Genomic DNA, 24,877 nt, shown 5'->3' on the forward strand with positions numbered 1-24,877 from the left:
CTCTCATGTGGCACGATCGACGCGTGCCCCATCCTGTGCAGTTGATCCACGCGACGAGTCCGTCGGCGTCGACCGAGTACGCGAGCGCGGCCGTCGTGGCAGCCGGAACGCGCCTGATCTTCTTGGCGGGAGCCTGTCCTCTGAACGTCGATGGAACGACCGCGGCGCCGGGGGACTACGCCGGTCAGGCAGCCGCCTGCCTGCGGACCATGGCGCAGGCTCTCTCCGACTCGGGCGCGGGCATCCGGGATGTCGTCAGCACGCGGATCCTGGTGGCCTCGGATGAGCGAGCGGACTTGTCGACCGTATGGCAGGTGGTGCGTGAGGCGTTCGGAGACCATGACGTCCCCAGCACACTGCTGGGCGTCACGGTCCTGGGCTACGACGGCCAGCTGGTCGAGATCGAGGCGATCGCCGCACTCGCCGACTGAGTCGGGGTGGCGTCACGCGTCCGCAGGGACAGGCTCGCGCCAACCTTCACCGGCGCGTCGGATCAGCGCTCGCCGATGCTCAGCCACCCGTCGGGCGAGCTGCCAGAGCGTGCTCGGCCGGGCGCCTCGCCGCTGTCCTTCATGGCCTGCAGCTGGCGGTCGACGTTCGCCGATGTCGCCAGGGCGGACAGCTGACGTTCGATGTCGGCATCCGGCGCTGCGGTGAGGTCCTTGAGCGCGCCGCTGGCCAGCAGTTCGTCGGTGGCCGCTGCCCGCGCCTGCATCTGGGTGACGCGGTCGCGTGCCCGGTCGAGACTGCCGCCGATGTCGTGCATCTGGTTGCCGATGCCTGCGACGGCCTCATTCGCCCGCACCTGCGCTGCGGAGGCCGAGTAGGTGGCCTTGATGGTCTCCTTCTCGATGCGGAAAGCTGCGACCTGTTCGGTGAGGCGCCGCTCACGCTCCTGCAACTGGGCGGTCTGGTTCTGCAGCGACGCGTACTGATCCTTGAGCTTCGCGACCTGGCCCTCGAGCAGTGAGCGACGTTCCAGCGCCGCCCGCGCGAGATCCTCGCGACCCTGGCGCATCGCCTCCTGGGCCTGATCGGCCAACCACTGGTAGCGCGAACCCATCTCCTGACCCTGCAGCTCTATCCGCTTCTTGGCGGTCGCGACCTCTGCGACGGCCTTGCGCACATGCTGCAGCAGCTTCACCTGCTGGTCGTAGCTGTCGTCGAGCGTGTCGCGCGGGTCCTCCATGCGGTCCAGCGCTTGGGTGGTCTTGCTGCGGAAGATGGTGCGCATTCGTGACGTGTTGGTGCTCATGAGATGGTCCCCCCTATCTGGACGGAGTGATGCTGTCGGTTGACGGCGGTCGGATCGGGTCTGCATACGTGTCGAAGCGGCGGAGCGTCCTCATCTCCTGCACCCCGGCGTGGAGTGCTGTGACCTCACGATCGACTTCGGTGCGCAGGGTGCTGAGGCTGTCATCCGCGAGGCCCGTGAGGCCTGCGGTCACGGCGCCGCGGAGACGCCCCACCAGCTCGGTGACATGCGCGACACGACGTGTGGCCTCAGGCAGTTGCTGCGCGAGCTCCGACGCGTCGGTCTCCGTCTCCATCAATCGCAGGTGGGCGTCCAGCACGTCGCTCTCGGCCTGGATGCGGCGGTAGAGCCGCGGAAGCTCACCGCTCAGGCCGTCTCGCCTGCCCGCGAGGTCGAGAGCGGCTCGCCCGCTATCGAGAGAGTCGGCGAGTCTCACCCGCAGCGCGAGGACCCTGCGCTGCGGACCCCAGCTGAGTCCGGCCCGCGTCCGGAGCGCGACACCATTCAGGGTGCGACTGCGACGGATGCGCCGGTAGATCGTCCTCACGACGAGCAGGACCGTGACGACCGAGATCGTGCAGATGGCGGCCAACGAGACGAGTATCCAGAGGAGGGTGGTCATCTCGACCACCCCGAGAGACCCGGCCGGCGGGGTGCAGCGCCCGCCCGTGTCGTGCCGGCGGCCGGGCCGAGAAGACCCGCGCGAAGCCTGATGGAGTCGACCATTGCCGCTTCCCCACTCTCTCGATGAAACGCGATATAACGCAATCTACGCCCACCGAGCGGTCGCCGTCATCCTTCCCGCCGAATTCGGAGATTCAGGCGCCGCGCCCCTCAGAATGATCGGTCGAAGTCCCGATCCCACTCCTCGCGTTGCGCAGCCCGGCGCTTCGCGGCCGCGGCAAGGTCGACGACGGGCGCGCCGGCGGCCATCCGCAGGCGATCGAGAGCCGCGCGCACGCTGCCGACCTCGGCATCGAGCACCTGCGCGAAACCGAGACGGCGGGCTTCGGATGCGCGCTGGCGGGCGGCCGACACCGGACGGATCTCGCCGGCCAGGCTGATTTCGCCGAAGGCGGTCAACTCATGCGACACGGGACGGTCGCTGATGGCGGATGCGATAGCCACCGCGATGGCGAGGTCGGCTCCCGGCTCGGTCAGGCGCACGCCGCCGACCGTGGAGATGTAGACGTCGTGCGCCGTGACGCCCTTCAGTCCGGCGCGCCGTTCGAGCACGGCGAGGATCATGGCGACCCGCGACGGGTCGACGCCGTTGACCACCCGGCGCGGCTGCGGACCCGTCGACTCGACGACCAGCGCCTGCACCTCGACGGGAATCGCACGGCGTCCTTCGAGGGCGACGGTCACACACGTTCCGGAGACTGGCGTGGCCGAGCGACTGAGGAACAGGCCGCTCGGGTCGGGCACCTCCACGATGCCGTCGCCGGTCATCTCGAAGCAACCCACCTCATCCGTCGGGCCGAACCGGTTCTTCAGCGCCCGCACGAAGCGTAGCGCCGTCTGCCGGTCGCCCTCGAAGTGGCAGACCACGTCGACGAGGTGCTCGAGCAGTCGCGGGCCGGCGATGGAGCCGTCCTTGGTGACGTGTCCGACGAGCAGCACGGGCAGTTCGCGGTCCTTCGCCAGTCGCACGAGCGCTGCGGCCACCTCGCGGACCTGCCCCGGCTGGCCGGCGAGGCCGTCGGAGAGCGCACTCGACACGGTCTGCACCGAGTCGACGATGAGCAACCGGGGCTCGATCGCCTCGACCTGTCCGAGGATGGTGCCGAGATCGGTCTCGGCCGCGATGAAGAGGTCGGGCACGAGAGCACCCGTGCGGCCCGCACGCATGCGCACCTGGCTGACGGACTCCTCGGCACTCACATAGAGCACGCGCTGGCCGGTGGATGCCGCACGCGCGGCGACCTCGAGCAGGAGCGTGGACTTGCCGACGCCCGGCTCACCGCTGAGCAGGATCGCGGCGCCCGGAACGACTCCGCCGCCGAGCACGCGATCGAACTCGCCGATGCCACTGGGCCAGCGGGTCACGCTCTCGGTCGTCACGTCGGTGATGGCACGTGCGGTGCGGCCGGCCGACACGAGCACCGGCTTCACCGCGCGGGCGTTGGCGCCGGGCTGCTCAGCGGCATCCGTCACCGTGCCCCACTGCTGGCACTCGCCGCAGCGACCCACCCATTTGGCGGTGGTCCACCCGCATTCGACGCAGCGATACGCGTTGACGGTTCGAGCCATGCTGCGAGCCTAACCGCGGCCGCCGACACCGCCGGGCGGCGCTCCGCCGCCATCCGGATGGGCCGCCGTCAGCCACGATGAGGAGGAGCCCGGGCTCAACCGAGTTTCGGATAGGGGTAGTCGTGAGAGCGGTTCTGGAACTGGAGGATCGCCTCGTTGCGCACACGCCCCTCCTCGATCTCGATCGCGCGGCGGATGGTCTCGGACCCGGCCCACGCCTCCGGACCCTCCATGACGGTACGGAGGAACGGCATGAGCGCTTCGCTGATCTCCCAGGTCGCCGAGTTCCACAGGTACGAGGGGCTGTGGTCGACGGCGTAGTAATTCGTCGATCGCCCGACCGTGAACATCGGGCCGGTGAACGTGGTCGCCCGCGCCCACTCGAAGCCCATGCCCTCGTCGATCGAGACATCGACGATGAGACTGCCGGGCCGGAAGGCGTCGAGGTCGGCGGTGCGGAGGTAGGTGAGCGGCGCATTCGGATCCTGCAGCGTGCAGTTGACGACGATGTCGTGACGGGCGAGAAACGGCGCGAGGGCCACCGGGCCCTCCTCGGTGTTCACGATGCTCTCGTCGGGGCTGTCGGGATCGGTCTCGATCTGGATGATGTCGATCGACGGGATGGGCGAGCCGACGGCCGCGGTGTCGCGGTTGGTCAGCACACGCACATCGTGGATGCCGTGGGCGTTCAGCACGGTCACCGCACCCCGGGCGGTCGCGCCGAACCCGATGACGGCCGCATTCAGCCGCCTCCCGTAGTCGCCGGTCGATCCGCACAGCTCCAGCGCCTGCAGAACGGAGCAGTATCCGGCCATCTCGTTGTTCTTGTGGAACACATGCAGCCCGAACCCGCCATCCGCCTGCCAGTGGTTCATCGCCTCCCACGCGATGAGCGTGAGCCGCTTGTCGATGGCCAGCTGGGTGATCTCCGGATCCTGCACGCAGTGCGGCCAGCCCCACAGCACCTGTCCGTCGCGCAGCTCCTCGAGGTCGGATGCGAGCGGCTTGGGCAACGCGATCACGTCGGCTTCCGCGATGATCGTCGCGCGGTCGGCCACAGCGCCGACGAGGGACGCGAGTTCGTCATCCGTCACGCTGTAGCGCTCGCCATAGCCCGTCTCGAGCATCATGCGGGCGCGGATGTCCTCATCGATCCGCTCGAGATGCGACGGATGCAGCGGAAGCCGCCTCTCATCGGGCTTGCGTGACGTGGCCAGCACGCCGAGGCGCAGTAGAGGATCGGTGCTCATGCTGCCGACGTTACGCCACCGCTGCTCGCCCGGGTCGGTCGGGACGATTCGCGAAGTCCTGCGCGCTCAACTAAACTCCCTCTCGGTACCGTGTCCGAGCGGCCGAAGGTGCAACTCTCGAAAAGTTGTGTGGGTGAAAGTCCACCGTGGGTTCAAATCCCACCGGTACCGCCACGAAAACGCCCCGCGATTCCTTGTAAACACTCGGGATGCGGGGCGTTTGTTAGTCAGGCAGATGCCCGTCTGACTACATTTTGACTACATTTGAGTTGCTCCGAGCCTCGTCAAGGGCGATGGCAACGGCGTCGAGGTCGTCGTCGAACAGGTCCGCGTAGGTGTCCAGCGTCATCGCCGCGGACGAGTGGCCGAGCATTCGATGCACGGCTTTGACGTTCGCGCCGGCGCTGATGGCGAGGCTGGCGGCCGTGTGTCGGAGGTCGTGAATCGTGACTCGGGGAAACTCCGTGTCGGACGTCTGCGATCGTGCGACGGCGGAGACGTACCAACCGCGTCGCCGGTCCGGCTGGTGAAGGTAGGTGGTCCCGTCTCCGAAGAGAAGGTCCGCGGGCGTCTTCGTCTCCGTGAGAGGTGTGAGCAGTGGGGTGAGAAACGGCGGGAACGGCACGCTACGTGACTCCCCGGTCTTGGGGGTTCCAACGTGGATGGTGCCGGCGACTTCCACCGCGTTCTCGTGCACGTACACGCGTCGCCGGTCCAGGTCGACGTCGCCGACGTGGAGGGCGACCGCCTCGCCCCAGCGCAGTCCGGTGTACGCGAGCAACAGGACCAGAGTGCTGTGCTTCTTGGCGTTCTGGGCCAGAACGCCGACCTGACTATGGCTGAGGTACTTGTGCTTGTTCCGGACTCGGCGAGGCAGGTTCACGCCGCGGGCGGGATTGGAGGGGATGCGGCGGTCCTTGACCGCGACGTCCAGGATGCTGGCGAGAACTCCGTAGGCGCGAAGCACAGTAGTTGCCGACCGGGTCTTGCCATCGCCGCGCGTGAACGCCGTGACCCAGCTCTGCACCTCCGAGTGTCGGATCTCGCCGACGCGACGATCGCCCCACTTCGGCTCAACATGTAGTCGCCATGCGACTTGGACAGGTCGCAATGATGAGGGCTTCAGGTGGTGTTGGTTGACAAGCCATTCAGCGCCGAGAGCTGTGATCGTCATGCGCGACGCGCGAGCATCCATGAACTCGCCTCTGGCCTGGGCCACGTCGACGGATGCCAGGAACAGTTCCGCGTCGCGCTTGGTGCGAAAGCCGCGCTTGCCGGTCTGGTCGCGCTCGGGCGTTCGGTACTGAACCCGGTATCGCTTCCCGGAAGCCGTCTCGTAAGCATGAATGCTTCCCATGACGTGACCCTAGTTCTGACCATCAACATTGCGGCGGCGCTTCAGGAGCGCCTGTCGACTGAGTCCACTGAGGTAAGCAAGCGAACTCCAGCTTTCTCCGGCGGCACGGAGCGAGTCGACGAGATCGTCTCGCTGGGACCGCAGCTCGTCCACTTCACGCTGGAGACGTCGGAGGGACCTTCCGGCCTCGCTCAGCGTCTTCAGGGCGCTGGCGCGGCTGCCCCAATCTTTTTCGAGAGCCGCGACCGCGTCGGCGGCGCGCCGCTCGGCGGCTCGAGCCTGGTTGCGTACTGCGAGGGCAATGGCGCCTCGTTCGCGTTGAAGACGCTGCCGTTCATAGGAAACTCGCTTATCGATGTTCGGTCTCATGCAACCAAGTTCCGGATCGGCGCTCGCTTTCGCGCGCGACTGGCCGATCGTCGATGCTGCCCGCGTGCGACGAGTCACTTTCTACTGGACACCACGCCCATACGACACTTCGAACAATGCCGGGCAAAATGCTGGACGGTATCAGCATGCGAGTCGCCACCCGGATGATTTGTCCAAGGACGGCGCGGTCGAGCGAGCCCACACTGTCGCCGCAGCGCTATCCCGGCCGACGACCGGTTGGACGGGTGCCGGCTGGCTTAGGCGATGCGTGCGATTTCGACGGTGATCGTGGCGTCGGGGTGACCGGTGTCGCGGGCGAGGGTGAGGAGGGTGTCGGCGACGTCGGTCGCGGTTTGGGATGCATGGCCGTCGCGGTCGATGGCGATCTGGGTGGTGATGGTGGGGTGGCCGCCAGCCGTGTTGATGGCGACGACGCTGGGCGGGGCGGTTTGGATGGTGTCGGTGATGATGTTGATCACGGCACCGGGTAGGGCGATGATCGGTTTCAGGACGGCGGGGAGGGCAGCAGGGGTGGCGGGCCGGTAGGCGTCCATGACGCCGGGGGTCGCTCTGATGCGGGCTGTGAGAGCGATCTCGTCCAGGACGTGGGATGGTTCATCGCCGGTGAGCATGCCGCTGGTGGGTGGAGTGGGGTTGGTCATGAGATCTCCTGTGCCCGCAGGGGGATGTCGTGGATGTTCTCGATGGTGATGTCGATGCCGGCGATGTTCAGGTCGGTGTGTTGCCGGAGCGCGGCGTACAACCGGGTGCGGACGAGGTCGGCCCGTTCGGGGCCGCTGTTGCCCCAGGCGATGCTCGCCGACACTGTTAGGTGGATGGGGGCGCCGGGGGTTTCCACGTCGCCATCGAGGATGCACCGTCCGATGAGGATCCCGTCGATGCTGTCACCGGTTGCGCGGACGAGGGAGCGGATGGCTCCCTCGGTGATACTCAACTGCACCTGCGGATCGGGGTGAGCTAGCGGCAGGGACCGGCCGGCGCGCATCTCTTGGCTGATGCTGGTCATGATGGTTTGAATCCACGCCTCGGATACGGGCGGGAGTTGTTCGGCTTCGTGTTCGAGCAGGTCGCGGGAGAGTTGCCCGAGACGCTCAAGCGCTTCGAGGGCGTTGAGGCACTCCGGGCAGGTTTCGATGGACGCGTCGAACGGGGTGCGGTCGGCGGCGAGGTAGTCGCTGAGTTCGTCGAGAGTTTTGCCGCAATCCAGGACGGTGGGTGTGATCTCGGTCATCGCCACTCCTCCATCTCGATCGCGACGCTAGCGCGGGCCCGGGCGAGTTTGCCGCGGACCGCTCCGGGGGTCAGGTGCAGTTCTTGCGCTATCTCGGTGTAGCTCAAGCTGACCAGTTCCCGCAACAGCCAGCACTGCTTCTGATCCTCGGGAAGTCTGTCAAGCGCGCCTGAGAGAGCATCCAGTTGCGCGTTCCGGATCGCCGCGGTTTCAGGATCCGGCGTGGTCGCGACCGCCAGGTGGAGCAGCGTGTCGGTCTCGGTGGCGGGCCGGCGGCGGAGGTGAGTGAACGCGGTGCGGCTGACGATCCGCATCAGCCAGGACCGTACCGCGGCCGGGTCGCGGATCTCGGAGAGCTGCCGCCACGCGGTGTAGAACGCGTCCTGAACAACGTCATCGGCATCCGCTTCCGACCGCAAGATGCGGTACGCGTAGGAGCGCATCAGGGGCCCGTGGCGGCGGATGATCACCTCGAACGCGGCGGTGTCGCCGTCGGTGGCACGTTCGACCAGGACGGCGTCGTCAACGGCGTTCAGATCGGCGTTCAGATCGACGCTCATCGGAGCCTGAGCGAATGGGGCACTGTCATCGGTTCACTTCGTCTGAATCTTTTTTGTGACGGATCCATGCTCGGAGGCGTCCTATCTGTAGAGCGACATCTTCGCTCCGATGCGAAACGGCCGGCTTGGCCCCTCGTATCACCATGAACATGTACGAGGAGTCAACATGGCTGACACAGAGTTCTCAACCCCTTCCACCCCCGCCCCGGTACCGACCGGTCTGAGCACCTCCCGGGTGGACCGGTCCTCCCGGCCAGCGCCCGCACCGAGTGAGGGCAGCAGCAGCGGCGGCAAGACCACCATCGCCGATGGTGTCGTTGCCAAGGTCGCCGGAATCGCGGCCCGCGAGGTCCGTGGGGTGTACGCCCTCGGCGGCGGCGGCGCCCGCGCTCTCGGCGCGATCCGCAACGTGATCAACGCCGACGACCTCTCCCAGGGCGTCAAGGTCGAGGTCGGCGACACGCAGGCCGCCGCGGACATCACCATCGTGGTCGAGTACCCGATGCCGATCCAGGAAGTAGCCTCCGGCGTGCGCTCCGCGGTCAGCTCCGCCATCAGCACCCTGGTGGGCTTGCAGGTCGTCGAGGTAAACGTGGCCGTCAACGACGTGCACCTGCCCAGCGACGATGACGACAAGGACACAGAATCGCGCGTGTCATGACCAGCACCGTCGTAGGCATCCTCGTCGGCGCCATCCTGGCCGTGAGCGCGTTGGTGTTCGGCTTCTGGGGATTCCTGCTCGTAGCCCTGTTCATGCTGATCGGGGCCTTGGTGGGACGATTCGCGGAAGGCCGGCTGGACATCCGCGGCGTCGCCAATGCGTTCAGCGGCAAGCGGACCTCCTAATGGACGCACCCACCGACGGCACGTCCGAGGCGGCGACGGGGGGCGGCAACACCGCCGCCCCCGGGCAGCCGCTGCACCCCGGCCGGATCACCGTCGCCGAACGGGCGCTGGGCCGGGTCGCGGAAGTCGTCACCGCCGAAACCCTGGGCGTGTCCCGTGACAAGCTCAGCGTCACCGTCGCCGCCGGCGGCGGTGGGCTTGCCCTCCAGGTCCGCTCCCCGCTTCCGGTGCCGGACCTGGACGATGACGCCGCCATCCACGCCGGCGGGTCCGTCATCGACCGCCTCACCGCCGCACAGGCCACCATCCGCGACCGCGCCACCCAGATCATGGGACGGCCGGTGGTGCGGGTCAACATCCGCATCGATGGCGCCGAGATCAGCGAAAGGAAGCGTGTGCTGTGAGCAGCGCCCCCTACCGGCGGATCATCCGCCGCGAAACCCACTCCCCCCGCACCACCGCCGTGATCATCGTGGTCATCCTGCTGATCCTCGGCCTGGCCTACGCCGGCACCGAAATCATCCTGGCGATGCTCACCCGTCCCGCGTTGCTGCTCGCCCCCACTGACGCGGGAACTTCCCTAGCCAAACTGCCCACCCTGCAACCGGTGGCAGGCGTCATCGCCGCCGGCGTGGTGCTGGCCATTCTCGGCCTGATCCTGATCGTGCTCGCCCTGACGCCGGGCCGGCTGGCCAAACACGAAATGGTCTGGGACGACCGGGCCGTCGTCGTCGATAACGGTGTCATCGCCGCCGCAATCGCCAACCGCATCTGCGAACAGACGGGTCTGTCCCGCGACCAGGTCACTGTCAGCGTCACCCACCGCACCGTCCAAGCCGATCTCCGCCCCGGCGGCAGGCTCACCCTGGATGAGGCCGCCATCCGCTCCGTCATGGACACCGAACTGGCTGGCTACCAGCTCACCCCGAAGGTGAGCACCCGAGTGCGGGTCGACAAACGCGAACGGGTCAGCTGATGAGCGCCCCCGCGACCCACCGCAAGGAGAACCCGGCATGAATGCCACCAACCGTTTCGCCAACAGGACCGGCCTGTTCATCCTCGGTCTGATCCTGCTCGCCCTCGGCGCCGCCGTCATCGCCGCCACCACCGTCCCGCAATGGGGCACCTGGTGGACCGATGGCGGTCAGGCTACCCGACGGTGGTTGGATCAGGCCATCGCCGACACCCGCATCGCCGACACCACCGTCAGCTGGGTGGCCGTGATCAGCCTGGCGATCTTCCTGATTGTCATCATCATCCTGATCGCCGCGCTGACCCGGCTCGGCGGCGGACGGACCTCTACCGTCCTGCGAACTTCCCGCGGTGTCGGTGATGATAACGGTGCCATCATCGTGGACTCCGCATTCACCTCCGATGCCCTCGGACACACCCTCGGGAAACGACCCGATGTGCTGTTCTCCTCCGTCAGCGCCCACCGCATCCGAAAGACGCCGGTAATGCACCTCAGCGTCACACCCCGGCAGAACACCTCCCCGAGGGAGCTCGCCGACGACGTCGACCACCTGCTGAACAACCTCACCGTCCTGACCGGGGAGTCCATCCCGACCTACCTCTCCATCCACTCCGGCCTGCGCGCCCGCCTCGCCCACGACAAGGGCCTCGGCTAAGCCCGCGGACCCAGCCACCGCCACCTAGGCCCTGCCAAACGAAACGGATCACCTCATGGGCTTCTTCGGATTCCTCCTCCTCGGCCTGATCGCCGGTGCGATCGCCAAACTCATCCTCCCCGGCAAGCAAGGGGGCGGCTGGCTCATCACCCTCCTGCTCGGCGTCGTCGGCGCCCTCCTCGGCGGCCTGATCGGCAGCGCCCTGTTCAACGTCGGGCTGCAGAACTTCTGGAACCTCGGCACCTGGCTCCTCGCCATCGGCGGCTCCATCCTGGTCCTGCTCATCTACGGCGCGATCGTCAACCGCAGACGAGCCTGACCTCGCCTCTCATCCGAAGCCCTGACTGAACCGGCCGCCATGGCACGTTCCTACGCCAACCGGCCACCGCGCCCCCGGGGCGTTTGGTACGCCCTCGCGGCCGGTATCCTGGCCGGCACAGCCATCGTCGCTGGAGTGTTCGCGCCGATCATCGGACTCATCGCCGCCAGCGCAGGAGCGGCCTGGTTCATCCCCGTCCCCACCGCGCGGATCACGCTGGTCGCCCTGCTCGGCTTCACGATCACGCTGATTCTGCTCATCCTCATCATCCGCACCCGAACACCCGCGGTGGCGTGGACGCTCGCCGCCCTCGCCGCCGTGGCCGCCCTGACCACCTCGCTCTACCCCGCGATCACGGTCGCCACCGACGCCTCCGGAAGTATCAGCAACGCCATCCCGTGGATCACCTCCTGGATCGACAAAGCGCGAAACCTGCTGCCCTGAAGTAGTCACCCCCACCACCTGCCGACTCGGCACCCCGGAGAGGGCACCGCACGATCGGCACCCCTAAAACTGTTCGCGCTTCACCGAGGAGAACCCGTGCCCGGCCCGGCCCTGAACGCCCCGCTGCTGAACGGCCGCTACCGTCCCGAGCGGCTTCTTGCCCGTGGCGGATCCTCCGCTGTGTACGCCGGAACCGATACCGCCCTGGGTCGGACGGTCGCCATCAAACTCCTCACCGCCGAAGCGGCACAGGACACTGCGCAGTACGAACGTGAGATCCGGATGCTGGCCGGCCTCAGCCACCATGGCATCGTCTCCATCGTCGACGCCGGCATCGACGAATCCGCCCCCGCCGACATCCGCCCATTCATCGTCATGGAAATGGTCCAAGGCACCAGCCTCGGCACCGCCATGCAGCAACGCGTCCTCAGCTCCCGGCAGGTCGGCGAGATCGCCTACGACATCGCCGAAGCGCTCGAGTACGTTCACCTGCGCGGCATCGTCCACCGCGACATCACCCCCGCCAACGTGATCCTCGTCGACTACGGCACCCGCACCTCCCGGGAACGCGCCCAACTGACCGACTTCGGCATCGCCCAGGAGACCGACCACATCCAAGCCGCCGGAACCCCCACCATTGGTACCGTCGCGTACCTCTCGCCCTAACAAGTCCGCAACCAGCCGGTGCAGACACCCTCCGATATCTACTCCCTCGGGCCTCGTGCTGCTGGAGTGCTTCACCAACCAGATTGCCTACCCCGGCGGGACCTCCGAAGCCGCGCTCGCTCGGCTGCATCAGCAACCCTCCCCATCGCCTGGCGGAACCTGATCCGCAGCATGATCGACTCCGATCCTGTCGAACGACCCAGCGCCGAGACCGTGGCCGCGACAGCACTCACGGTCATCATTAACAACCAACCACCCCGATAATGGGGACCGCCTCACGGGTACTAAGGCACTGTTGACGTTGCTGGGCCACGGGGACAACCGAGGGCATGGGCGAAAACTCGGGTAAGTCACAGCCCACGGTGGCTCAATTCGAGGACGCCCATCCTGACCACGCGACGCACCCGGTCCAATCGCCGGCATCCGCCGTGACCTGTAACCCGGTTCACATGAGAAGCCCGGTATAGCGGGGATCTAAGGAGTCCCTCGCAAGAGTGCCTGCGTGCATTAGCTTTTCGCCTTGCCTATCGATCCCGCGATTGTGAACTTCGTCGTTAGGTCGCACACCGTGTGAGAGCTATACATTCGTCGTTGCCATGCATCGTCGATGTTGTTCGAGTCTCCGGCCCCGCTTGCAACGTGAGCCGCCGACAGTTGCTCGATTAGGGCGGCCGGTCCGGTAGCGCGTGTTGCAGTTGAGCTACGCGGGATTCTATTGATCGACGCAACGCCCCTTCTGGAGCTGTTTGCTCGTGGTGGTTTCGTTCTCTTCTCCTACTGCTGATCGGTTCTTGGCTGCGATCGGTCAGGGCCACGGTCTGAAAGGCTCCGCCCGTATGGCCGGGATCGATAAGGAGGTCGGCTACCGTCTTCTTCGCGATCGTTATCTCGAGCTGCGCCGCAGCGGGGTGACCGCGGCGGACACGCTTCAGGCCATCGGTTTCTCCTCCAGCCGGGTACCGGCCTGGGAAGCCGCTGTCGAACTGGATCATGGTCGACATCACCTTCGAGTGGATGCGTCGCGGGAAGCTGCCTTCTGGGTGGCTTTCGACGCCGGCACCGATCTCGCCTCATCGGCGGTGGTTGCGAGGGTGTCAGGTTCAACCGGGTATCGATGGGTGCACCGTCGCTTCCACGAGCTGCGCTCGGAGGGTCTCTCGGTTGCACGCGCGGCTCGCAAACTCCGGCTCGCAGTCGGCCGCGCTGCTGTGCTGGAACGAGAGCGTCAGCAGCGGGTCATACGCGACTCCCTCGTGCTTGCTGCCGCTCGAAGAGACTCCGCGGCGCTCGTCGATGTTGGACTTCACGAGACCGACGCTGTCCGCAAGCGCCGGGAACGGGCCGATTCCTATTGGCAGCTCATGCGCGAGGGGGTCAGCAATGTGGATGCTTGCAGACTTCTCGGTATGTCTCGTCGCTCCGGAACGCTGATCCGTAAACAGAACAACTTCCTGATCCCACCGCTCGTTCCGCCGCGCTCCACAGGCCGGTATCTCACCATGCGGGAGCGAATGCAGATCGCCGACCTGTTGCGGATGGGCTGCACGATCCGTCAGATCGGGGTGCAGCTGGGCCGTCACGCGTCGACAATCAGCCGGGAACTGCATCGGCACCGCGACGGGGCTGGCAATTACCTTCCCCGCACTGCCGATCATGACGCGCACCGACAGCGGGCACGGCCCAAGGTGTCGAGGCTGGCAGCGAACACGTCACTGCGCCGTCTCGTGCAACGCAAGCTCAACCGGTGTTGGTCACCGGAAGAGATCAGTGGCTGGTTGCGGAAGACCTACCCGGAGGACGACGGGATGCGGGTCTGCCACGAGACCATCTACCGGGCGCTGCCGCTGCGTGAGGACACGGGATTGCATAAGCGCTATGCGCTCAAGCTGCGCACCGGGCGACGGATCCGCAAGACCCGCTGGCGCACGCGCAGTGGGCAGGGATCTCGGATCCGGAACATGGTGATGATCGACCAGCGACCTGCGGAGATCGAGACGAAGGAGATCGCCGGCCACTGGGAAGGGGACCTGATCGTCGGCGTCGGCTCAGTCTCAGCAATGGTCACCCTGCGTGAACGGACGACGCAATACGGGATGGTCATCAACCTGCCTCACGACCACACAGCCGCGTCCGTGAACACCGCCGTGATCGGAGCGTTCGCCACCTTGCCTGCCCATCTCAAGCGATCCCTGACCTGGGACCAGGGCGTCGAGATGGCCAGCCATGAAGCCCTCACCAAGGCGACAGGGATCCCGATCTACTTCGCCGAACGAGCCAGCCCTTGGCAACGCGGCGCGAACGAGAACTACAACGGCCTCCTGCGCCAGTACTTCCCCAAGGGCACCGATCTCGCCCAGCACACCGCCAGCCACGTTGCTCACGTCATGAACGAGATCAACACCCGGCCGCGAAAAGGACTCGGCTACGACACCCCAGCTCAACGCTTGTCAGCCGCACACCGCACGTCAAAACGGCCCTGAGATAACCTGTAAACACGTGATCTGTTGCGTCGATCACCAGAATCCGCCCTACCTCTGCGGGCACCTTCATCGGGCGGGGTAAACGGGCACCGTGGGCGTCAACGGGACCGGTGACGCGGTCCCTAGGAGCTCGCGTCCTTGGAAGACCGGCTTGCGGGGCCCACTCGTTTCCGGACGATGAGCTCGCATCCGATTCGAGTAGAAGTTTGATGCGGTGGATCCATCTTCTTGTGGCGCCGTCCGCTGCCCGTGGGGAAGGGATGCCGGGCTTGCGAACGTCTGTCCGACGTGTCCTAGGATTTTTGTCCTTGAACGAACGGGGTGATTTCGGACGAGAACATGGTCATCCAGTCGTTTGGCGCGACGGCGCTCGGGTGTTCGACGATCGGGAACTGGCCAGCGATCCAACGGAGATCAACGCTGGTCCGGTCCACTGAGTACAGCGGCCATTCGTCGGCGGACGCCCAATGGTCCACAGCCAGACCTGCATAGTCGGGTGTGAGGACCCACGCGAGCGGAGGGAAGAACACCTCACCGAATGTGAAGTGGGTTTCCCTCGCTCCTAGTACGCGTTGCATGAGCACGCCTCCGGAGAGTTTGAAGTCGGACCCGAAGTAGGCACCAGCGCGCAGTCGCAGCCCTGACGGCAAGCGAACCTGACGGGTGTCATTTAGCAGCTGCTTGGCGAGCTCAGGAAAGATGACACGAAGTCGGGGATTGATTGCATGGAATCCGTAGAGAATCGCACGGGAAACGAGCCCTGGGTCGAGTGACACAGCGGGAACATCTATTCGGCCGAACGCGAGCCTTTTACCTGTGCGGAACCATCCGCGCAACTGATCGGTGAACAAGCCGTATGCCGTGTCATAGCGGTTGCCTGCGGTGTTGTTGCAGTCGAAACATAGTCCGCGAACCCACATGCCGCCGGCGTACTGACGTCCCGGTTGCACCCCGCTTTTCGTCACGAGCGGAGACTCCTGCATGACGGACGCAGTATTCCCGGCAACTTGCGGAGGCACGTGGGCCTTTGTCATGAGACCGTACCTACCGCAAAGCCCGCAGAAGCGGCCCCGATTCGATCTGAGGTCGAGCCCAAGCGTTCCGCCCGCATTCATCGATCCATTGTGTCGGGTGAAGCAAATGTCGGCGACTGCAGATCGGGTCCAAAGTCGTGAGACGCACGCATCTACATCAATCCATTGCCGTGACCGGGTAGTTGCTGACCGATATAGTCGCGCTGTGCTCACCGACGATGAAGTGTCCGGACTGATCAGCACCGGTTACGAACAACGAAATACCGAATTCAAGAGTTCGGGCTCCCTCGGCGAGGGCTCCTTCCGCGCGAAGGTGGCTCGCGCCGCGATTGCCCTCGCTAATCAGCGCGACGGCGGCCGAGTGATCATCGGCGTTTCTGAGACTGACGGGATCCAGAACGGTCTGAGCATGGAGCTGGCAAGGGAGTATGAGGACTTCGACACGGTCGTTGATCGGATTAACACGTATGCCGACCCGCCCCTTCGGCTAGATGTGACCCTCCGGACACCATTCGAGGGGGTCGTCGTCGCTGTGATCGAGGTCGCCGAGTTCGACGAGATCCCCGTCCTCTGCAAGAGGCAATTCGGGGGTGTACTCGTGCAGGGTCAGCTGTATACGCGGTCGATGGCGAAGCCGGAGAGCTCGGCAAGCCACACTCAGAACGAGCTGCGAGCGTTACTGGCGGTGGCTGTCGAGAAGGGACTGAGCAGGTTCATCGAGACCGCCCGGCGCGGCGGCGTTGACCTGATCGGTCCTGTGACTTCTCGTGCAGAGGCGCAGTTGGCTGAGGCTCTCGAGTCGCAGCTCTTCGCAAGAGTCGTTGTTGGGCCGCACCTATTGGTGCGCTTCGCGCCAGTTGGCGAAGAGTCGGACGTGATTGAGTACGACCAACTCGCGCCGATCGTGGCTGGAAATCAGGTGAGCGCGGCGGGGTGGCGGTTCCCCATCATGTCGACTCCCTCAGGTGTTCAGCGGGGCCAGGACTGGTTCGGAGACCTCGACACGTCGAGCCGATCGGCCGAAGCGTGGCAGTTCTTTCAAAGCGGCGTGTTTGTGCTCGGAGTCACTTTCCCCGAAGGCTTCAGTGCCGACTGGGAATCTGTGGCCGCTCGCACCGCCGACGAACCTCACGTACCCATCTGGTTCCTCATCGCGTACGTCACCATGACGGTTGAGTTCGCCGCGCGCCTGCAACGGGCAGCATTCAATTCGCTGAGCCTCGACGTGCAGCTGAGCATCGCGAACGCGGAAGGGTGGGTATTGTCCGTCTCCAACCCATCCAGAGCCGGTTTTCACAGCCGCTACTCGCTCACGGACGGCACCTGGACGCGGACCATCACCATAACGCCCGAGAATGCACTCACGAGCAGCAGAGAAATCGCTGCTTCTGTTCTCCGTCACATGCTGGTTCGTTTTGGTTGGGACGGTGTGACCGACGAGATAATCCTTGGGGTCCAAGATGAGACACTCGGTGCCGAGGTCTAGCACCTTAGGATCTAGCTGATCGTGCCCCCACGCGCATAGCCGCCACATGTTTGCATAGTGACCGATACCGATCGTGTTACGCGCAGGTCGGTCGATTGGGGCTGGTGTGGTCAGGCGGGAGTGTCTCTCGGGGTGTTGGTGGGTTCGACGAGACCGTCTGTGGGTGGGCGTCGGAGCATTGCTGCGACCATGGCGTTGGCGACGGCGATGAGGGGTACGGCGAAGAGGGCACCAGGGATACCAGCGATGCCGGTTCCGGCGGCGACGCCGAGTACGACGGCGAGCGGGTGCACCTTGACGGCCCCACCGACGAGGAGTGGTTGCATCACGTGGGCTTCGAGCAGGTGGACGAGGAGGACTCCGCCGAGCATGAGTACTGCTTGCAGGGGGCCAGCGAAGATCAGGGCGATGAGGACGGCGATGATTCCGCTGACGATCGCTCCGATCACAGGGATGAAGGAGGCGAGGAGGACGATGACGGCGATGGGGATGGCGAGCGGGAGTCCGAGGAAGAATGCGACGAGGCCGATTCCAATGCCGTTGACGAGGGCGACGAGGATCTGCACGCGCACGAACGAGGTCAGTGTGCGCCAGCCGGCGGCTCCGGCCCGAGTGATGCCCGACTGGCCGTTCCGGGGGAAGATCCGAACCACCCACCCCCAAATGCCCCGGCCGTCGATGAGGATGAAGATGGTGGCGAAGATCGCTATCAGAGCGCCGGCGAAGAGGTGCCCGGTGGTTGAACCGACTTTCAGCACGCCGCCGAGCAGTTGGCTGCTGTCTTTCTGGACGACGGCGCCGATGTTGGCGAGGTATTCGTTGAGCTGAGTGTCGGTGATATTGAACGGCGGACCTCGCAGCGCGTCACGGGCCCGGTCGTACGCTGCACCGGATTCCTTCTGGAGCTGGGGCAGCCCGTCGTGAACCTGCCAGACGACCAGGTAGACCAGCCCGGCAATCACCGCGGCGAATACCAGAAGAACGATGAGGATCGATATCCATCGGGGCCATCCCGCCCGGTGCAGGCGACCTACGAGGGGCGCCAGGAGTGCCGCCACTAGAAGCGCCACCAGAAGTGGGACGACGATCTCGTGGAAGGTGATGATCAGGTAGACCGCCACACCGCCCAAGGCGATGATCGTCAGCAGCCGCCATGACCACTCCGAGGCGGCCACGACACCGACAGGCAGCCTTCGGTCGCGGGGGCTTTGCTCATGTGGTGTCTCCGACATCGTGATCTCCTTTGTTGGTGTCTCGGATTCGTTTCTTGAATGCGTCGAGGGCGGCGAGGACCACCGTCTGCAAAGCGAGCCCGCCGAAGCCATCGCCGCCCGCGACGTCTAGGTTCTTGCTGAGGGCGGCGCGGCAGCGAACACCAGCATCGGAAGCCACAACGGCCACAAATCCATCACGGCTCCTTTTCGCTCATGTCGACGGCAGTCCTGCCACAACTAGGTGACGGCGAATATCGCGGTCCGGAGCATGAACGCGACGGGGTCCACGACAAACCGGCTCCGTCAGCTCTGCACGTGCTAGGGCTGCTGCCACGTTAGGCAGGGGACATCACATGTCATGCGTCCTTGACACAGCAGTCAGCTGTCGATAAGAGCCGGCGTCTTGCCATCTCAACGCGGGGATTTCAAGCTTGTTCGCGCCGCGATCCCTCGCGGGGCGATCGCCCTTCTGGGTGAGGACCCGCGGCCACCTGAAGCCAGGGTGCTCCGAGGGCGTCCCGGCCTCGAGTTGCGCATCGGGACTACCGCGGCACCTGCACCATGGACGATGACATCCTCATCGTCGCCTTCATCACACTCGGCCACCGCCGCGACGTCTACGACCGGTGAGACCCGCTGGGGCGATCTGCTTGCGGACGGCACCTCACGACCACCGGGAGGGAGCGATCGCTCGATGCAGATCTATCTACTTGCACCAACTCGCGTGGTGAGTCCGGGATCGGGCGGGTCGGCGTGACTACATTTTGACTACATCTGGGCGAGATCCAACCTCGTCCACGGTGATCATCCAGCACTCAACTCCCTTGATATTCCGCGGATATTGGCCCCAAACGCCGCTATCACATGGGTCGAATTAGACTTCAAATCCCACCGGTACCGCCACTAAACGCCCCGCGATCCCTTGTAAACACTGGGATGCGGGGCGTTTCTTCGTGGGTGCGAGGCCCGCCTGACTGGTCCGAGAGTTCCGTGTCACGGGAGAAGGCGCCCGCCGAGAGATAGGTCTTCGTCGTCGATGACGTTCCTCGCGAGCCATTCGGCGTAGGTCACCCCGTCGGCTTCGGCCTTATGGAAGAGCTCGTTGGTCGTGATCGTGTGCGCTGTGGTGTGTCGTCTGACGTTGTGGCCCCAGTCGGTCAGGAAGTGCTGGTAAGCGAGATCGGGGTCGCCGGCGAGCCGCTTCATCGTCTCCACGGTGTGCGCGGACCAGTCGTCGATGAATCGATCCGTATCCGTGGGCACGTTGTTCAGAGCAGCACTGAATCGGGTGAGCGTGTCGTCATAGAGCGTGTTGCTGTGCAGGTACCTGATGTCACCGCCGACGCGATCGATGCGGTGCGAGAGGGCGTCTTCGTAGACGTCTGTACCGATCTGAAAGCCGAGGTACGTCGCGCTGTCCGCTCGCCACGTCCGATCGAAGACGTCTGACCATCGTGGCGAGAGGATGCCGGCGCCATCCGAGAGGCAGTAGACGCGCTTTCCCGTGTAATGGTCCGCGACCAGCGGGGCGTAGAAGGCGGAGGCCCAGGCTTCCGAACTCTCGCCGGAGACCATGACCTTTTCCGGCTCGAGAAAATTGGCGAAGATCCATGCCAACGCTGCGGTCGTGTTGTTGCGGCCGTTGTGGTGCACCTGAAAGGGACCCTTCTTGCCCGCATAGGTGTTGACGACGTCACCAACGTGCAGGTCTCCGGTCGTGTAGGGAATGAACACGAAGTTCCAGTCGCGGAAGCGATTGTCCTTGTCGCGCTGGTTCGCCATTCCGGTCAGGGCCGTCGGAAACAGCTTGGTGAGCGCGGTGAAGTAGAACGCTCGCAGGTCTCGCGTATAGCCCCGGAGGACTCTCCGGAGCGTGATGGGCTGGGAGGCAGTGATGTCGTCCCAGCAGGCGCCGCCACCCGAGAAGTGAATGATCAGGTTGGAGGAGGCGCCGCGTCTCACGTAGATCTCGTACCTCGTCCCATCGCCGCTGATTGTGGTCTTCCCCAGGTCGACGCTGTGCCATCGTCGATCGGACACCTCGTTCAGTGACATCACCCCGGACGGATGCCTGAAGTGGATGAAGTACACGAAGGCCACGCCGAGGAGCAGGGCTCCGCCGATGGTCCCGAGAGTGGCAAGGGGATTCAGGACGAGGAAGACGACCACCGCTATGCATCCAGCCAGCGCGATCCACGTGGATTTTCTATTCATCCCGTAACTATACCGGGTTACTTACTATACCCGACTACATTATCTTACCCCTCGATATACTTTCGGCGTGATGAGCGAGGAGGTCGGCAGGCGGGAGCGAAAGAAGGCCGCGACTCGGGCGTCGATTCTCGACGCCGCTCTCACTCTGTTCTTCGAGCGTGGCTTCGACGGGGCGAGCGTGCGTGAAATCGCTGACCTCGCCGACGTCACCCCGAAAACGGTCTTCGCTCACTTTCCGCGGAAGGAGGCACTGGTCTTCAGCGACGAAGACGACCGACACGAGACGCTCCTACGCGCCGTCACGGCGCGGGCGTCCGGCACCTCGATCTCCGACGCCCTCGCTGCCCACTACCTGGCCGAGCTCGCGGCGATGCAGACGGATCCTCAGCGTCGAGTGCTTGCCCTCATGCACGACACCCCCTCTCTCGTCGAGTACGCAGAGAAGATGTGGCTGCTGCACGAGGGCGCGCTGGCGGACGCCATCGCTCAGGAACTGGGGCTTTCCGAGCCCACGATCCAGGTCCGCTTCTTCGCGCACTTCGCGCTGCAGATCCAGCTGCACGCGAGTCGTGCCCAGAGACCCGAAGTCACCATTCGAGCGGGATTCGAACTCCTCGAGCCGGGTTGGGACAGCTATTGCTCGACTCTCCGGGATCCGGCGAAATAGCAGCACCGACAAAGCCGCTTCCCCCGTCTCTGCCAGCCTCTGAGCGGGTACCCGCTCAGGGCGGGTACCCGCATCCAGATTCGCTAGACGGCGACCCCCGCGGCGAGGGCCCGCACGTCGGCGGTCGTCAGCGGATTGCCGCCGATGCCCCAGTCGCCGCTGGCGACTTCCTCGACGATGACCCACGTGACGGGCCGCATGTTCTCGCCCTCGATGGTGACCATCGCGTCGGTGAGGCGCTCGACGACGTCCCGTTTCTGCTCGGCTGTGAAGACGTTCTCGATGACCTTGACGTTGATGAGTGGCATGGTATTTTCCGTTCCGGTTGGTGTTCAGTACCGTCACTCTCATCTTTGGCGGAATTAGTTGCAATACTCACCACTTCGGGTCTATAAGTGACTCTTATGTACGACGTTCGACGGCTCCGGGTGTTCTCCGAGCTGACGGAGCAGGGGAACTTCTCCGCGGCCGCCGCTGCGCTGGGCATGACGCAGTCCGCCGTCAGCCAGCAGATCGCCGCTCTGGAGCGCCAGGTCGGGCAGGCGGTCGTACGACGCGGGACTCGCCCGCTCGAGCTGACCGAGGTGGGGGCTGCCCTCGCGAGGCACGCGAAAGGCATCCTGGCTCGGCTCGATGCCGCCGAGCAGGAGGTCGACGAGATAGCGGGACGGCGCAGCGGGCGGCTGCGATTCGGCTGCTTCCCCACCGTGCTGAGCACGCTGATGCCCGCGGCGTTCGCGCGGTTCCGGCTGCTGCACCCCGGCGTCCGACTGACGGTCGTCGACGACCACCTGCATCGGCTGGTCCCACGGCTGGAGACCGGCGAGTTGGACCTGGCCGTGATCTACGAACACGAGGTGCTGCCCGGCATCGACGAGGGAATGTTCCATCGCGTTCCGATCTTCGAGGACCGGTTCCAAGTGGTGCTGCCGGCCGATCATCCGCTCGCGCGTTACGAGGCTGTCAACCTGCCGGACCTCCGCGACGAGCCCTGGATCGGCGGCGCGCTCAGTAGCGCCTGGTACCGGATCGTTCGGCACGCCTGCCAGCAGGTCGGCTTCACACCCCGATCCGAGGTCGCATCCGACGACTACATCGCCGTCCAGGCGCTGGTGGCGGCCGGGCTGGGCGTCTCCCTCATCCCCGGCCTGGCGGTGCGGCATCCGCTGCCCGGTGTCGCCGTTCGTCCGCTCGCCGACGATGCTCCGGTCCGGCGCATCAGTGCGGCCTGGCCCGTGGACGGCTATCAGGGGCCGACGCTCACCGCCATGGTCGAGAGCCTGCAACGGGCGGCACGGAGAGTACCGTGACCGTTCGATTCGGCGTGCATCTTCCCCTCATCGACTTCGGCGGTGAACCGTGGACGGCGGCGCGCCTTTCGGACTACGTCCGTGAGGCCGCGGCCCTCGGCTTCGACTACGTCTGCGCCAACGACCACCTGCTGTTCCGACGGGCCTGGCTGGACGGACCCACGTCGTTGGCGGCGGTCCTGGATGCCAGCGCCGACATGACGATCGCCACCACGGTCGCGCTGCCGGTCGTCCGCGGGCCGGTTCACACCGCCACGATGCTCGCCGCTCTGCACGCGCTCTCGGGCGGTCGCCTCATCGCCGGCGTCGGGCCCGGCTCGTCAGCCGCCGACTTCGCCGCAGCAGGCATCCCGTTCGCCGAACGGTGGAAGCGCTTCGACGAAGCGGTCCGCGTGCTCCGCGTCCTTCTCGGCCATGACGCGTCGCCCTTTCGCGGGAGGTTCTACTCGACGGACGGCGTCGACGGCCCCATCGTCGGCAGCTCGCCGCCCCCACCCCTGTGGATCTCCAGCTGGGGCTCACCCGCCGGCATCCGTCGGGTGGCCGAGCTCGGCGACGGCTGGCTCGCCTCTGCCTACAACACCTCGCCGCAGGCCTTCCGCGACGGCGTCACCCGACTCGAGGCATCCGGACGTCCGGCGACCTTCCCTACCGCCGTCGCGACCACCTGGCTGCACGTCACCGACCGAGCGGATGCCGCCGATCACGTCATCGACGACTTGCTGGCTCCGACTCTCGGTCGACCCGCCGACGACCTGCGTGCGGCAGGACTGCCCATCGGCTCGCCCGAGCAGTGCGCCGAACGGATCGACGCCTACATCCGAGCCGGCGCTGAGCGGATCCTCCTGTGGCCGATCGGCGACGAGATCCGTCAGCTCACGGCCTTCCGCACCGAGGTCGTGCCGCTGCTGACGGCGTGATCCTCAGCCCTCGATCGTCGCGACGACCATCGCGTGGTCGGACACGGGGGAGTCTTTGCGCGCCGCCGCGTCCACGGTGATCGAGGGGAGCTGGGTCGCGCCCGTCACGGTGTCGGCCGACGTTATGCGGTGACGGAGCGCCGTGGACACGAGGATGTGGTCGATGAGCTCCTTGCGGCCCTCGAAGATACGCGAGAATCGCCGTTCCTCGGGAATGAGCGGCGCGAGGTTGAGCAGGCGCCACGCGTCGCCGCGATCGGGGTGATTCTCTCCCGCCGTGCCGATCTCCGACCCGGGCGGCCCCTGCAGGATCTGCGTCGTGGCTGCCCGCACCTCGTCGTTGAGGTCGCCCATCACGGCGACGAGGCGGGTGGATCCGTCGCCGGCGAGCAGGTCGTCCGCGTATCCACGAACGGCCGCGGCCTCGGCCGCACGACGGTTGAGGGCGTAGGCGCCGTAGCGTGCCCGCTGCGCCTCGTCCCTCGGCACGAACGACGTCGCGTTCGGCGTGCGGCCGGGAAAGGAGAGCAGCTTCGACTTGAGGTGCGCGGCGACGAGGTCGAGCGGATCGGCGCCCAGACGCACGCGGATGCGGAGAGCGCCCCGACCCATCGTCGCGAGCGGAGCGCCGTCGTCGCCGGTCGGCGCGGCCTGGAGCAGGGGCGGGATGTCGAAGAACTCGGACGACTCCTCGATGGGCAGTCGTGAGAGGAATCCGACCCGGATGGGGTGGTCGACCTCGAAGTGCGTCGAGAGCACGCCGGACCAGCCGTCACCGAGACGAGCCCGCAGCTCCTCGAACGCGGTCGGGTCGCCGACCTCCTCGACGGCCAGCACGTCGACATCCGCCGATCGGATCGTCTCGGCCAGCAGCGCCACCTTGCGGTCGAACGTCGCCCGATCCGACGGCCCGAATGGCCCGCCGGGTTCGAAGAAGTTCTCGATGTTCCATGCTCCGATGACGGTCATCGCGCCTCACCCCACAGGAGAATTCCGCTGTCCACAGGAGAATTCTGCGCCTCTCGTCGGACGTGGGAAAGAGGCGGGCTCGGAATTCGACCGATGTTCACGGGCGCGCCGCGCCGCCTCATCCTCAGAGCTGGCTGCCCAGCTTGAAACCCTTCTCGGCGTCGCCCTCGCGCGTGTACGAGAAGCCGTCGGCGCCGATGGTCACCGCCAGCTCGCTCGGCTCGTCACGATGCGCCACCGGCTGCGGGTTGCCGTCGAGGTCGAGCACGGGCGACGCCTCGGTGTACCAGCTCGGCACCACCGGGTTGCCCCACCAGTCGCGGCGCTGGTTGTCGTGCACGTCCCACGTGACGACCGGGTTGTCGGGGTCGCCGGTGTAGTAGT

28 protein-coding genes, 1 tRNA gene and 1 pseudogene are annotated in these 24,877 nt (G+C 65.8%); 16 read left to right on the forward strand and 14 right to left on the reverse strand.

Annotation, left to right across the window (positions count from 1 at the left end):
• The first annotated feature begins 23 nt into the window (after positions 1 to 23).
• Entirely contained in the window at positions 24 to 431 is a 408-nt protein-coding gene (locus tag E6C70_RS14640; protein WP_136425299.1) for a RidA family protein, read from the forward strand.
• 62 nt (positions 432 to 493) lie between these two features.
• Here E6C70_RS14640 and E6C70_RS14645 read toward each other — a convergent pair whose 3' ends face one another.
• From E6C70_RS14645 to E6C70_RS14660, 4 genes are all read right to left on the reverse strand, one after another.
• Complete coding sequence (locus E6C70_RS14645) at positions 494 to 1,255, reverse strand: PspA/IM30 family protein (RefSeq protein ID WP_136425300.1); 762 nt, start codon at positions 1,253 to 1,255, stop codon at positions 494 to 496.
• A 13-nt stretch (positions 1,256 to 1,268) separates the two neighbouring features.
• Positions 1,269 to 1,877: a hypothetical protein gene (locus tag E6C70_RS14650; protein ID WP_136425301.1), complete on the reverse strand. Its 609-nt coding sequence runs from the start codon at positions 1,875 to 1,877 to the stop codon at positions 1,269 to 1,271.
• A 212-nt stretch (positions 1,878 to 2,089) separates the two neighbouring features.
• Positions 2,090 to 3,508 (reverse strand): DNA repair protein RadA, encoded by a 1,419-nt coding sequence (radA, locus tag E6C70_RS14655; protein WP_136425302.1) that lies wholly within the window; start codon positions 3,506 to 3,508, stop codon positions 2,090 to 2,092.
• A gap of 95 nt (positions 3,509 to 3,603) precedes the next feature.
• On the reverse strand, positions 3,604 to 4,758 hold the full coding sequence (locus E6C70_RS14660) for a N(5)-(carboxyethyl)ornithine synthase (RefSeq protein ID WP_136425303.1): 1,155 nt from the start codon (positions 4,756 to 4,758) through the stop codon (positions 3,604 to 3,606).
• An 84-nt stretch (positions 4,759 to 4,842) separates the two neighbouring features.
• Between E6C70_RS14660 and E6C70_RS14665 the strand changes: the two genes are divergently transcribed.
• Positions 4,843 to 4,932, forward strand: a tRNA-Ser gene (locus E6C70_RS14665).
• 73 nt (positions 4,933 to 5,005) lie between these two features.
• On the opposite strand, the gene E6C70_RS14670 is transcribed toward E6C70_RS14665, so the two are convergent.
• On the reverse strand, positions 5,006 to 5,785 hold the full coding sequence (locus tag E6C70_RS14670) for a tyrosine-type recombinase/integrase (protein WP_328590861.1): 780 nt from the start codon (positions 5,783 to 5,785) through the stop codon (positions 5,006 to 5,008).
• Between the two features lie 99 nt (positions 5,786 to 5,884).
• Between E6C70_RS14670 and E6C70_RS17250 the strand changes: the two genes are divergently transcribed.
• Positions 5,885 to 6,652, forward strand: coding sequence for a hypothetical protein (locus E6C70_RS17250; RefSeq protein WP_328590862.1), 768 nt, complete (start codon positions 5,885 to 5,887; stop codon positions 6,650 to 6,652).
• 89 nt (positions 6,653 to 6,741) lie between these two features.
• Here E6C70_RS17250 and E6C70_RS14680 read toward each other — a convergent pair whose 3' ends face one another.
• The 3 genes from E6C70_RS14680 to E6C70_RS14690 are packed head-to-tail and all read right to left on the reverse strand — an operon-like array spanning position 6,742 to position 8,296.
• Entirely contained in the window at positions 6,742 to 7,146 is a 405-nt protein-coding gene (locus E6C70_RS14680; RefSeq protein ID WP_136425306.1) for a hypothetical protein, read from the reverse strand.
• On the reverse strand, positions 7,143 to 7,736 hold the full coding sequence (locus E6C70_RS14685; protein ID WP_136425307.1) for an anti-sigma factor: 594 nt from the start codon (positions 7,734 to 7,736) through the stop codon (positions 7,143 to 7,145). The genes E6C70_RS14680 and E6C70_RS14685 overlap by 4 nt, the downstream gene beginning before the upstream one ends.
• Positions 7,733 to 8,296, reverse strand: coding sequence for an RNA polymerase sigma factor (locus E6C70_RS14690; protein WP_136425308.1), 564 nt, complete (start codon positions 8,294 to 8,296; stop codon positions 7,733 to 7,735). Before E6C70_RS14690 ends, E6C70_RS14685 begins: the two co-directional genes overlap by 4 nt.
• Positions 8,297 to 8,462: 166 nt before the next feature.
• Between E6C70_RS14690 and E6C70_RS14695 the strand changes: the two genes are divergently transcribed.
• From E6C70_RS14695 to E6C70_RS14735, 9 genes are all read left to right on the forward strand, one after another.
• Complete coding sequence (locus tag E6C70_RS14695) at positions 8,463 to 8,957, forward strand: Asp23/Gls24 family envelope stress response protein (RefSeq protein WP_136425309.1); 495 nt, start codon at positions 8,463 to 8,465, stop codon at positions 8,955 to 8,957.
• On the forward strand, positions 8,954 to 9,142 hold the full coding sequence (locus E6C70_RS14700) for a DUF2273 domain-containing protein (RefSeq protein WP_136425310.1): 189 nt from the start codon (positions 8,954 to 8,956) through the stop codon (positions 9,140 to 9,142). The genes E6C70_RS14695 and E6C70_RS14700 overlap by 4 nt, the downstream gene beginning before the upstream one ends.
• Positions 9,142 to 9,546: a hypothetical protein gene (locus E6C70_RS14705; RefSeq protein ID WP_136425311.1), complete on the forward strand. Its 405-nt coding sequence runs from the start codon at positions 9,142 to 9,144 to the stop codon at positions 9,544 to 9,546. The genes E6C70_RS14700 and E6C70_RS14705 overlap by 1 nt, the downstream gene beginning before the upstream one ends.
• On the forward strand, positions 9,543 to 10,118 hold the full coding sequence (locus E6C70_RS14710; RefSeq protein ID WP_136425312.1) for an Asp23/Gls24 family envelope stress response protein: 576 nt from the start codon (positions 9,543 to 9,545) through the stop codon (positions 10,116 to 10,118). Before E6C70_RS14705 ends, E6C70_RS14710 begins: the two co-directional genes overlap by 4 nt.
• Before the next feature lie 37 nt (positions 10,119 to 10,155).
• Positions 10,156 to 10,770: a hypothetical protein gene (locus tag E6C70_RS14715; RefSeq protein WP_136425313.1), complete on the forward strand. Its 615-nt coding sequence runs from the start codon at positions 10,156 to 10,158 to the stop codon at positions 10,768 to 10,770.
• 55 nt (positions 10,771 to 10,825) lie between these two features.
• The gene (locus E6C70_RS14720; protein ID WP_136425314.1) at positions 10,826 to 11,089 is read left to right on the forward strand and encodes a GlsB/YeaQ/YmgE family stress response membrane protein; all 264 of its coding nucleotides are present in this window, start codon (positions 10,826 to 10,828) and stop codon (positions 11,087 to 11,089) included.
• Between the two features lie 39 nt (positions 11,090 to 11,128).
• Positions 11,129 to 11,533 (forward strand): hypothetical protein, encoded by a 405-nt coding sequence (locus E6C70_RS14725; protein WP_136425315.1) that lies wholly within the window; start codon positions 11,129 to 11,131, stop codon positions 11,531 to 11,533.
• A 96-nt stretch (positions 11,534 to 11,629) separates the two neighbouring features.
• Positions 11,630 to 12,199: a serine/threonine-protein kinase gene (locus E6C70_RS14730; protein WP_235833556.1), complete on the forward strand. Its 570-nt coding sequence runs from the start codon at positions 11,630 to 11,632 to the stop codon at positions 12,197 to 12,199.
• A gap of 1,361 nt (positions 12,200 to 13,560) precedes the next feature.
• Entirely contained in the window at positions 13,561 to 14,679 is a 1,119-nt protein-coding gene (locus tag E6C70_RS14735; protein WP_434056567.1) for an IS30 family transposase, read from the forward strand.
• 293 nt (positions 14,680 to 14,972) lie between these two features.
• Here E6C70_RS14735 and E6C70_RS14740 read toward each other — a convergent pair whose 3' ends face one another.
• Entirely contained in the window at positions 14,973 to 15,644 is a 672-nt protein-coding gene (locus E6C70_RS14740) for a hypothetical protein (protein WP_168770978.1), read from the reverse strand.
• Between the two features lie 274 nt (positions 15,645 to 15,918).
• On the opposite strand from E6C70_RS14740, the gene E6C70_RS14745 reads away from it, so the two are divergent.
• Positions 15,919 to 17,199: an ATP-binding protein gene (locus E6C70_RS14745; protein WP_168770979.1), complete on the forward strand. Its 1,281-nt coding sequence runs from the start codon at positions 15,919 to 15,921 to the stop codon at positions 17,197 to 17,199.
• Between the two features lie 110 nt (positions 17,200 to 17,309).
• Here E6C70_RS14745 and E6C70_RS14750 read toward each other — a convergent pair whose 3' ends face one another.
• Together E6C70_RS14750 and E6C70_RS14755 are read right to left on the reverse strand one after the other, a co-directional pair.
• A complete protein-coding gene (locus E6C70_RS14750; RefSeq protein WP_168770980.1) occupies positions 17,310 to 18,431 on the reverse strand; it encodes an AI-2E family transporter in 1,122 nt (373 codons plus the stop codon).
• Positions 18,432 to 19,406: 975 nt separating this feature from the next.
• A complete protein-coding gene (locus tag E6C70_RS14755) occupies positions 19,407 to 20,627 on the reverse strand; it encodes a pectin acetylesterase-family hydrolase (protein ID WP_136425320.1) in 1,221 nt (406 codons plus the stop codon).
• Positions 20,628 to 20,697: 70 nt separating this feature from the next.
• Here E6C70_RS14755 and E6C70_RS14760 point away from each other — a divergent pair, with 70 nt between their 5' ends.
• Positions 20,698 to 21,294, forward strand: a complete 597-nt coding sequence (locus E6C70_RS14760) for a TetR/AcrR family transcriptional regulator (RefSeq protein ID WP_136425327.1) — start codon at positions 20,698 to 20,700, stop codon at positions 21,292 to 21,294.
• Between the two features lie 83 nt (positions 21,295 to 21,377).
• Here the strand turns inward: E6C70_RS14760 and E6C70_RS14765 are convergent, their stop codons facing one another.
• The gene (locus tag E6C70_RS14765) at positions 21,378 to 21,602 is read right to left on the reverse strand and encodes a tautomerase family protein (RefSeq protein WP_136425321.1); all 225 of its coding nucleotides are present in this window, start codon (positions 21,600 to 21,602) and stop codon (positions 21,378 to 21,380) included.
• A 96-nt stretch (positions 21,603 to 21,698) separates the two neighbouring features.
• On the opposite strand from E6C70_RS14765, the gene E6C70_RS14770 reads away from it, so the two are divergent.
• A complete protein-coding gene (locus E6C70_RS14770) occupies positions 21,699 to 22,604 on the forward strand; it encodes a LysR family transcriptional regulator (protein ID WP_136425322.1) in 906 nt (301 codons plus the stop codon).
• Entirely contained in the window at positions 22,601 to 23,524 is a 924-nt protein-coding gene (locus E6C70_RS14775; protein WP_136425323.1) for an LLM class flavin-dependent oxidoreductase, read from the forward strand. The genes E6C70_RS14770 and E6C70_RS14775 overlap by 4 nt, the downstream gene beginning before the upstream one ends.
• Positions 23,525 to 23,527: 3 nt before the next feature.
• Here E6C70_RS14775 and E6C70_RS14780 read toward each other — a convergent pair whose 3' ends face one another.
• Both E6C70_RS14780 and E6C70_RS14785 read right to left on the reverse strand, forming a co-directional pair.
• Positions 23,528 to 24,493, reverse strand: a complete 966-nt coding sequence (locus tag E6C70_RS14780) for an endonuclease/exonuclease/phosphatase family protein (RefSeq protein WP_136425324.1) — start codon at positions 24,491 to 24,493, stop codon at positions 23,528 to 23,530.
• 124 nt (positions 24,494 to 24,617) lie between these two features.
• A pseudogene (locus E6C70_RS14785) lies at positions 24,618 to 24,877 on the reverse strand (3,4-dihydroxyphenylacetate 2,3-dioxygenase); the annotation flags it as partial.

The organism is Orlajensenia flava, assembly GCF_004801905.1.
Classification (GTDB): domain Bacteria; phylum Actinomycetota; class Actinomycetes; order Actinomycetales; family Microbacteriaceae; genus Orlajensenia; species Orlajensenia flava.

Bases quoted from the DNA above. Each gene is read 5' to 3' on its own strand.
- E6C70_RS14645 (WP_136425300.1), bottom strand. From the start codon at position 1,255: ATGAGCACCAACACGTCACGAATGCGCACCATCTTCCGCAGCAAGACC.
- E6C70_RS14650 (WP_136425301.1), bottom strand. From the start codon at position 1,877: ATGACCACCCTCCTCTGGATACTCGTCTCGTTGGCCGCCATCTGCACG.
- radA (WP_136425302.1), bottom strand. From the start codon at position 3,508: ATGGCTCGAACCGTCAACGCGTATCGCTGCGTCGAATGCGGGTGGACC.
- E6C70_RS14660 (WP_136425303.1), bottom strand. From the start codon at position 4,758: ATGAGCACCGATCCTCTACTGCGCCTCGGCGTGCTGGCCACGTCACGC.
- E6C70_RS14680 (WP_136425306.1), bottom strand. From the start codon at position 7,146: ATGACCAACCCCACTCCACCCACCAGCGGCATGCTCACCGGCGATGAA.
- E6C70_RS14685 (WP_136425307.1), bottom strand. From the start codon at position 7,736: ATGACCGAGATCACACCCACCGTCCTGGATTGCGGCAAAACTCTCGAC.
- E6C70_RS14690 (WP_136425308.1), bottom strand. From the start codon at position 8,296: ATGAGCGTCGATCTGAACGCCGATCTGAACGCCGTTGACGACGCCGTC.
- E6C70_RS14695 (WP_136425309.1), top strand. From the start codon at position 8,463: ATGGCTGACACAGAGTTCTCAACCCCTTCCACCCCCGCCCCGGTACCG.
- E6C70_RS14700 (WP_136425310.1), top strand. From the start codon at position 8,954: ATGACCAGCACCGTCGTAGGCATCCTCGTCGGCGCCATCCTGGCCGTG.
- E6C70_RS14705 (WP_136425311.1), top strand. From the start codon at position 9,142: ATGGACGCACCCACCGACGGCACGTCCGAGGCGGCGACGGGGGGCGGC.
- E6C70_RS14715 (WP_136425313.1), top strand. From the start codon at position 10,156: ATGAATGCCACCAACCGTTTCGCCAACAGGACCGGCCTGTTCATCCTC.
- E6C70_RS14720 (WP_136425314.1), top strand. From the start codon at position 10,826: ATGGGCTTCTTCGGATTCCTCCTCCTCGGCCTGATCGCCGGTGCGATC.
- E6C70_RS14725 (WP_136425315.1), top strand. From the start codon at position 11,129: ATGGCACGTTCCTACGCCAACCGGCCACCGCGCCCCCGGGGCGTTTGG.
- E6C70_RS14735 (WP_434056567.1), top strand. From the start codon at position 13,561: ATGCGCGAGGGGGTCAGCAATGTGGATGCTTGCAGACTTCTCGGTATG.
- E6C70_RS14750 (WP_168770980.1), bottom strand. From the start codon at position 18,431: ATGTCGGAGACACCACATGAGCAAAGCCCCCGCGACCGAAGGCTGCCT.
- E6C70_RS14755 (WP_136425320.1), bottom strand. From the start codon at position 20,627: ATGAATAGAAAATCCACGTGGATCGCGCTGGCTGGATGCATAGCGGTG.
- E6C70_RS14760 (WP_136425327.1), top strand. From the start codon at position 20,698: ATGAGCGAGGAGGTCGGCAGGCGGGAGCGAAAGAAGGCCGCGACTCGG.
- E6C70_RS14765 (WP_136425321.1), bottom strand. From the start codon at position 21,602: ATGCCACTCATCAACGTCAAGGTCATCGAGAACGTCTTCACAGCCGAG.
- E6C70_RS14770 (WP_136425322.1), top strand. From the start codon at position 21,699: ATGTACGACGTTCGACGGCTCCGGGTGTTCTCCGAGCTGACGGAGCAG.
- E6C70_RS14780 (WP_136425324.1), bottom strand. From the start codon at position 24,493: ATGACCGTCATCGGAGCATGGAACATCGAGAACTTCTTCGAACCCGGC.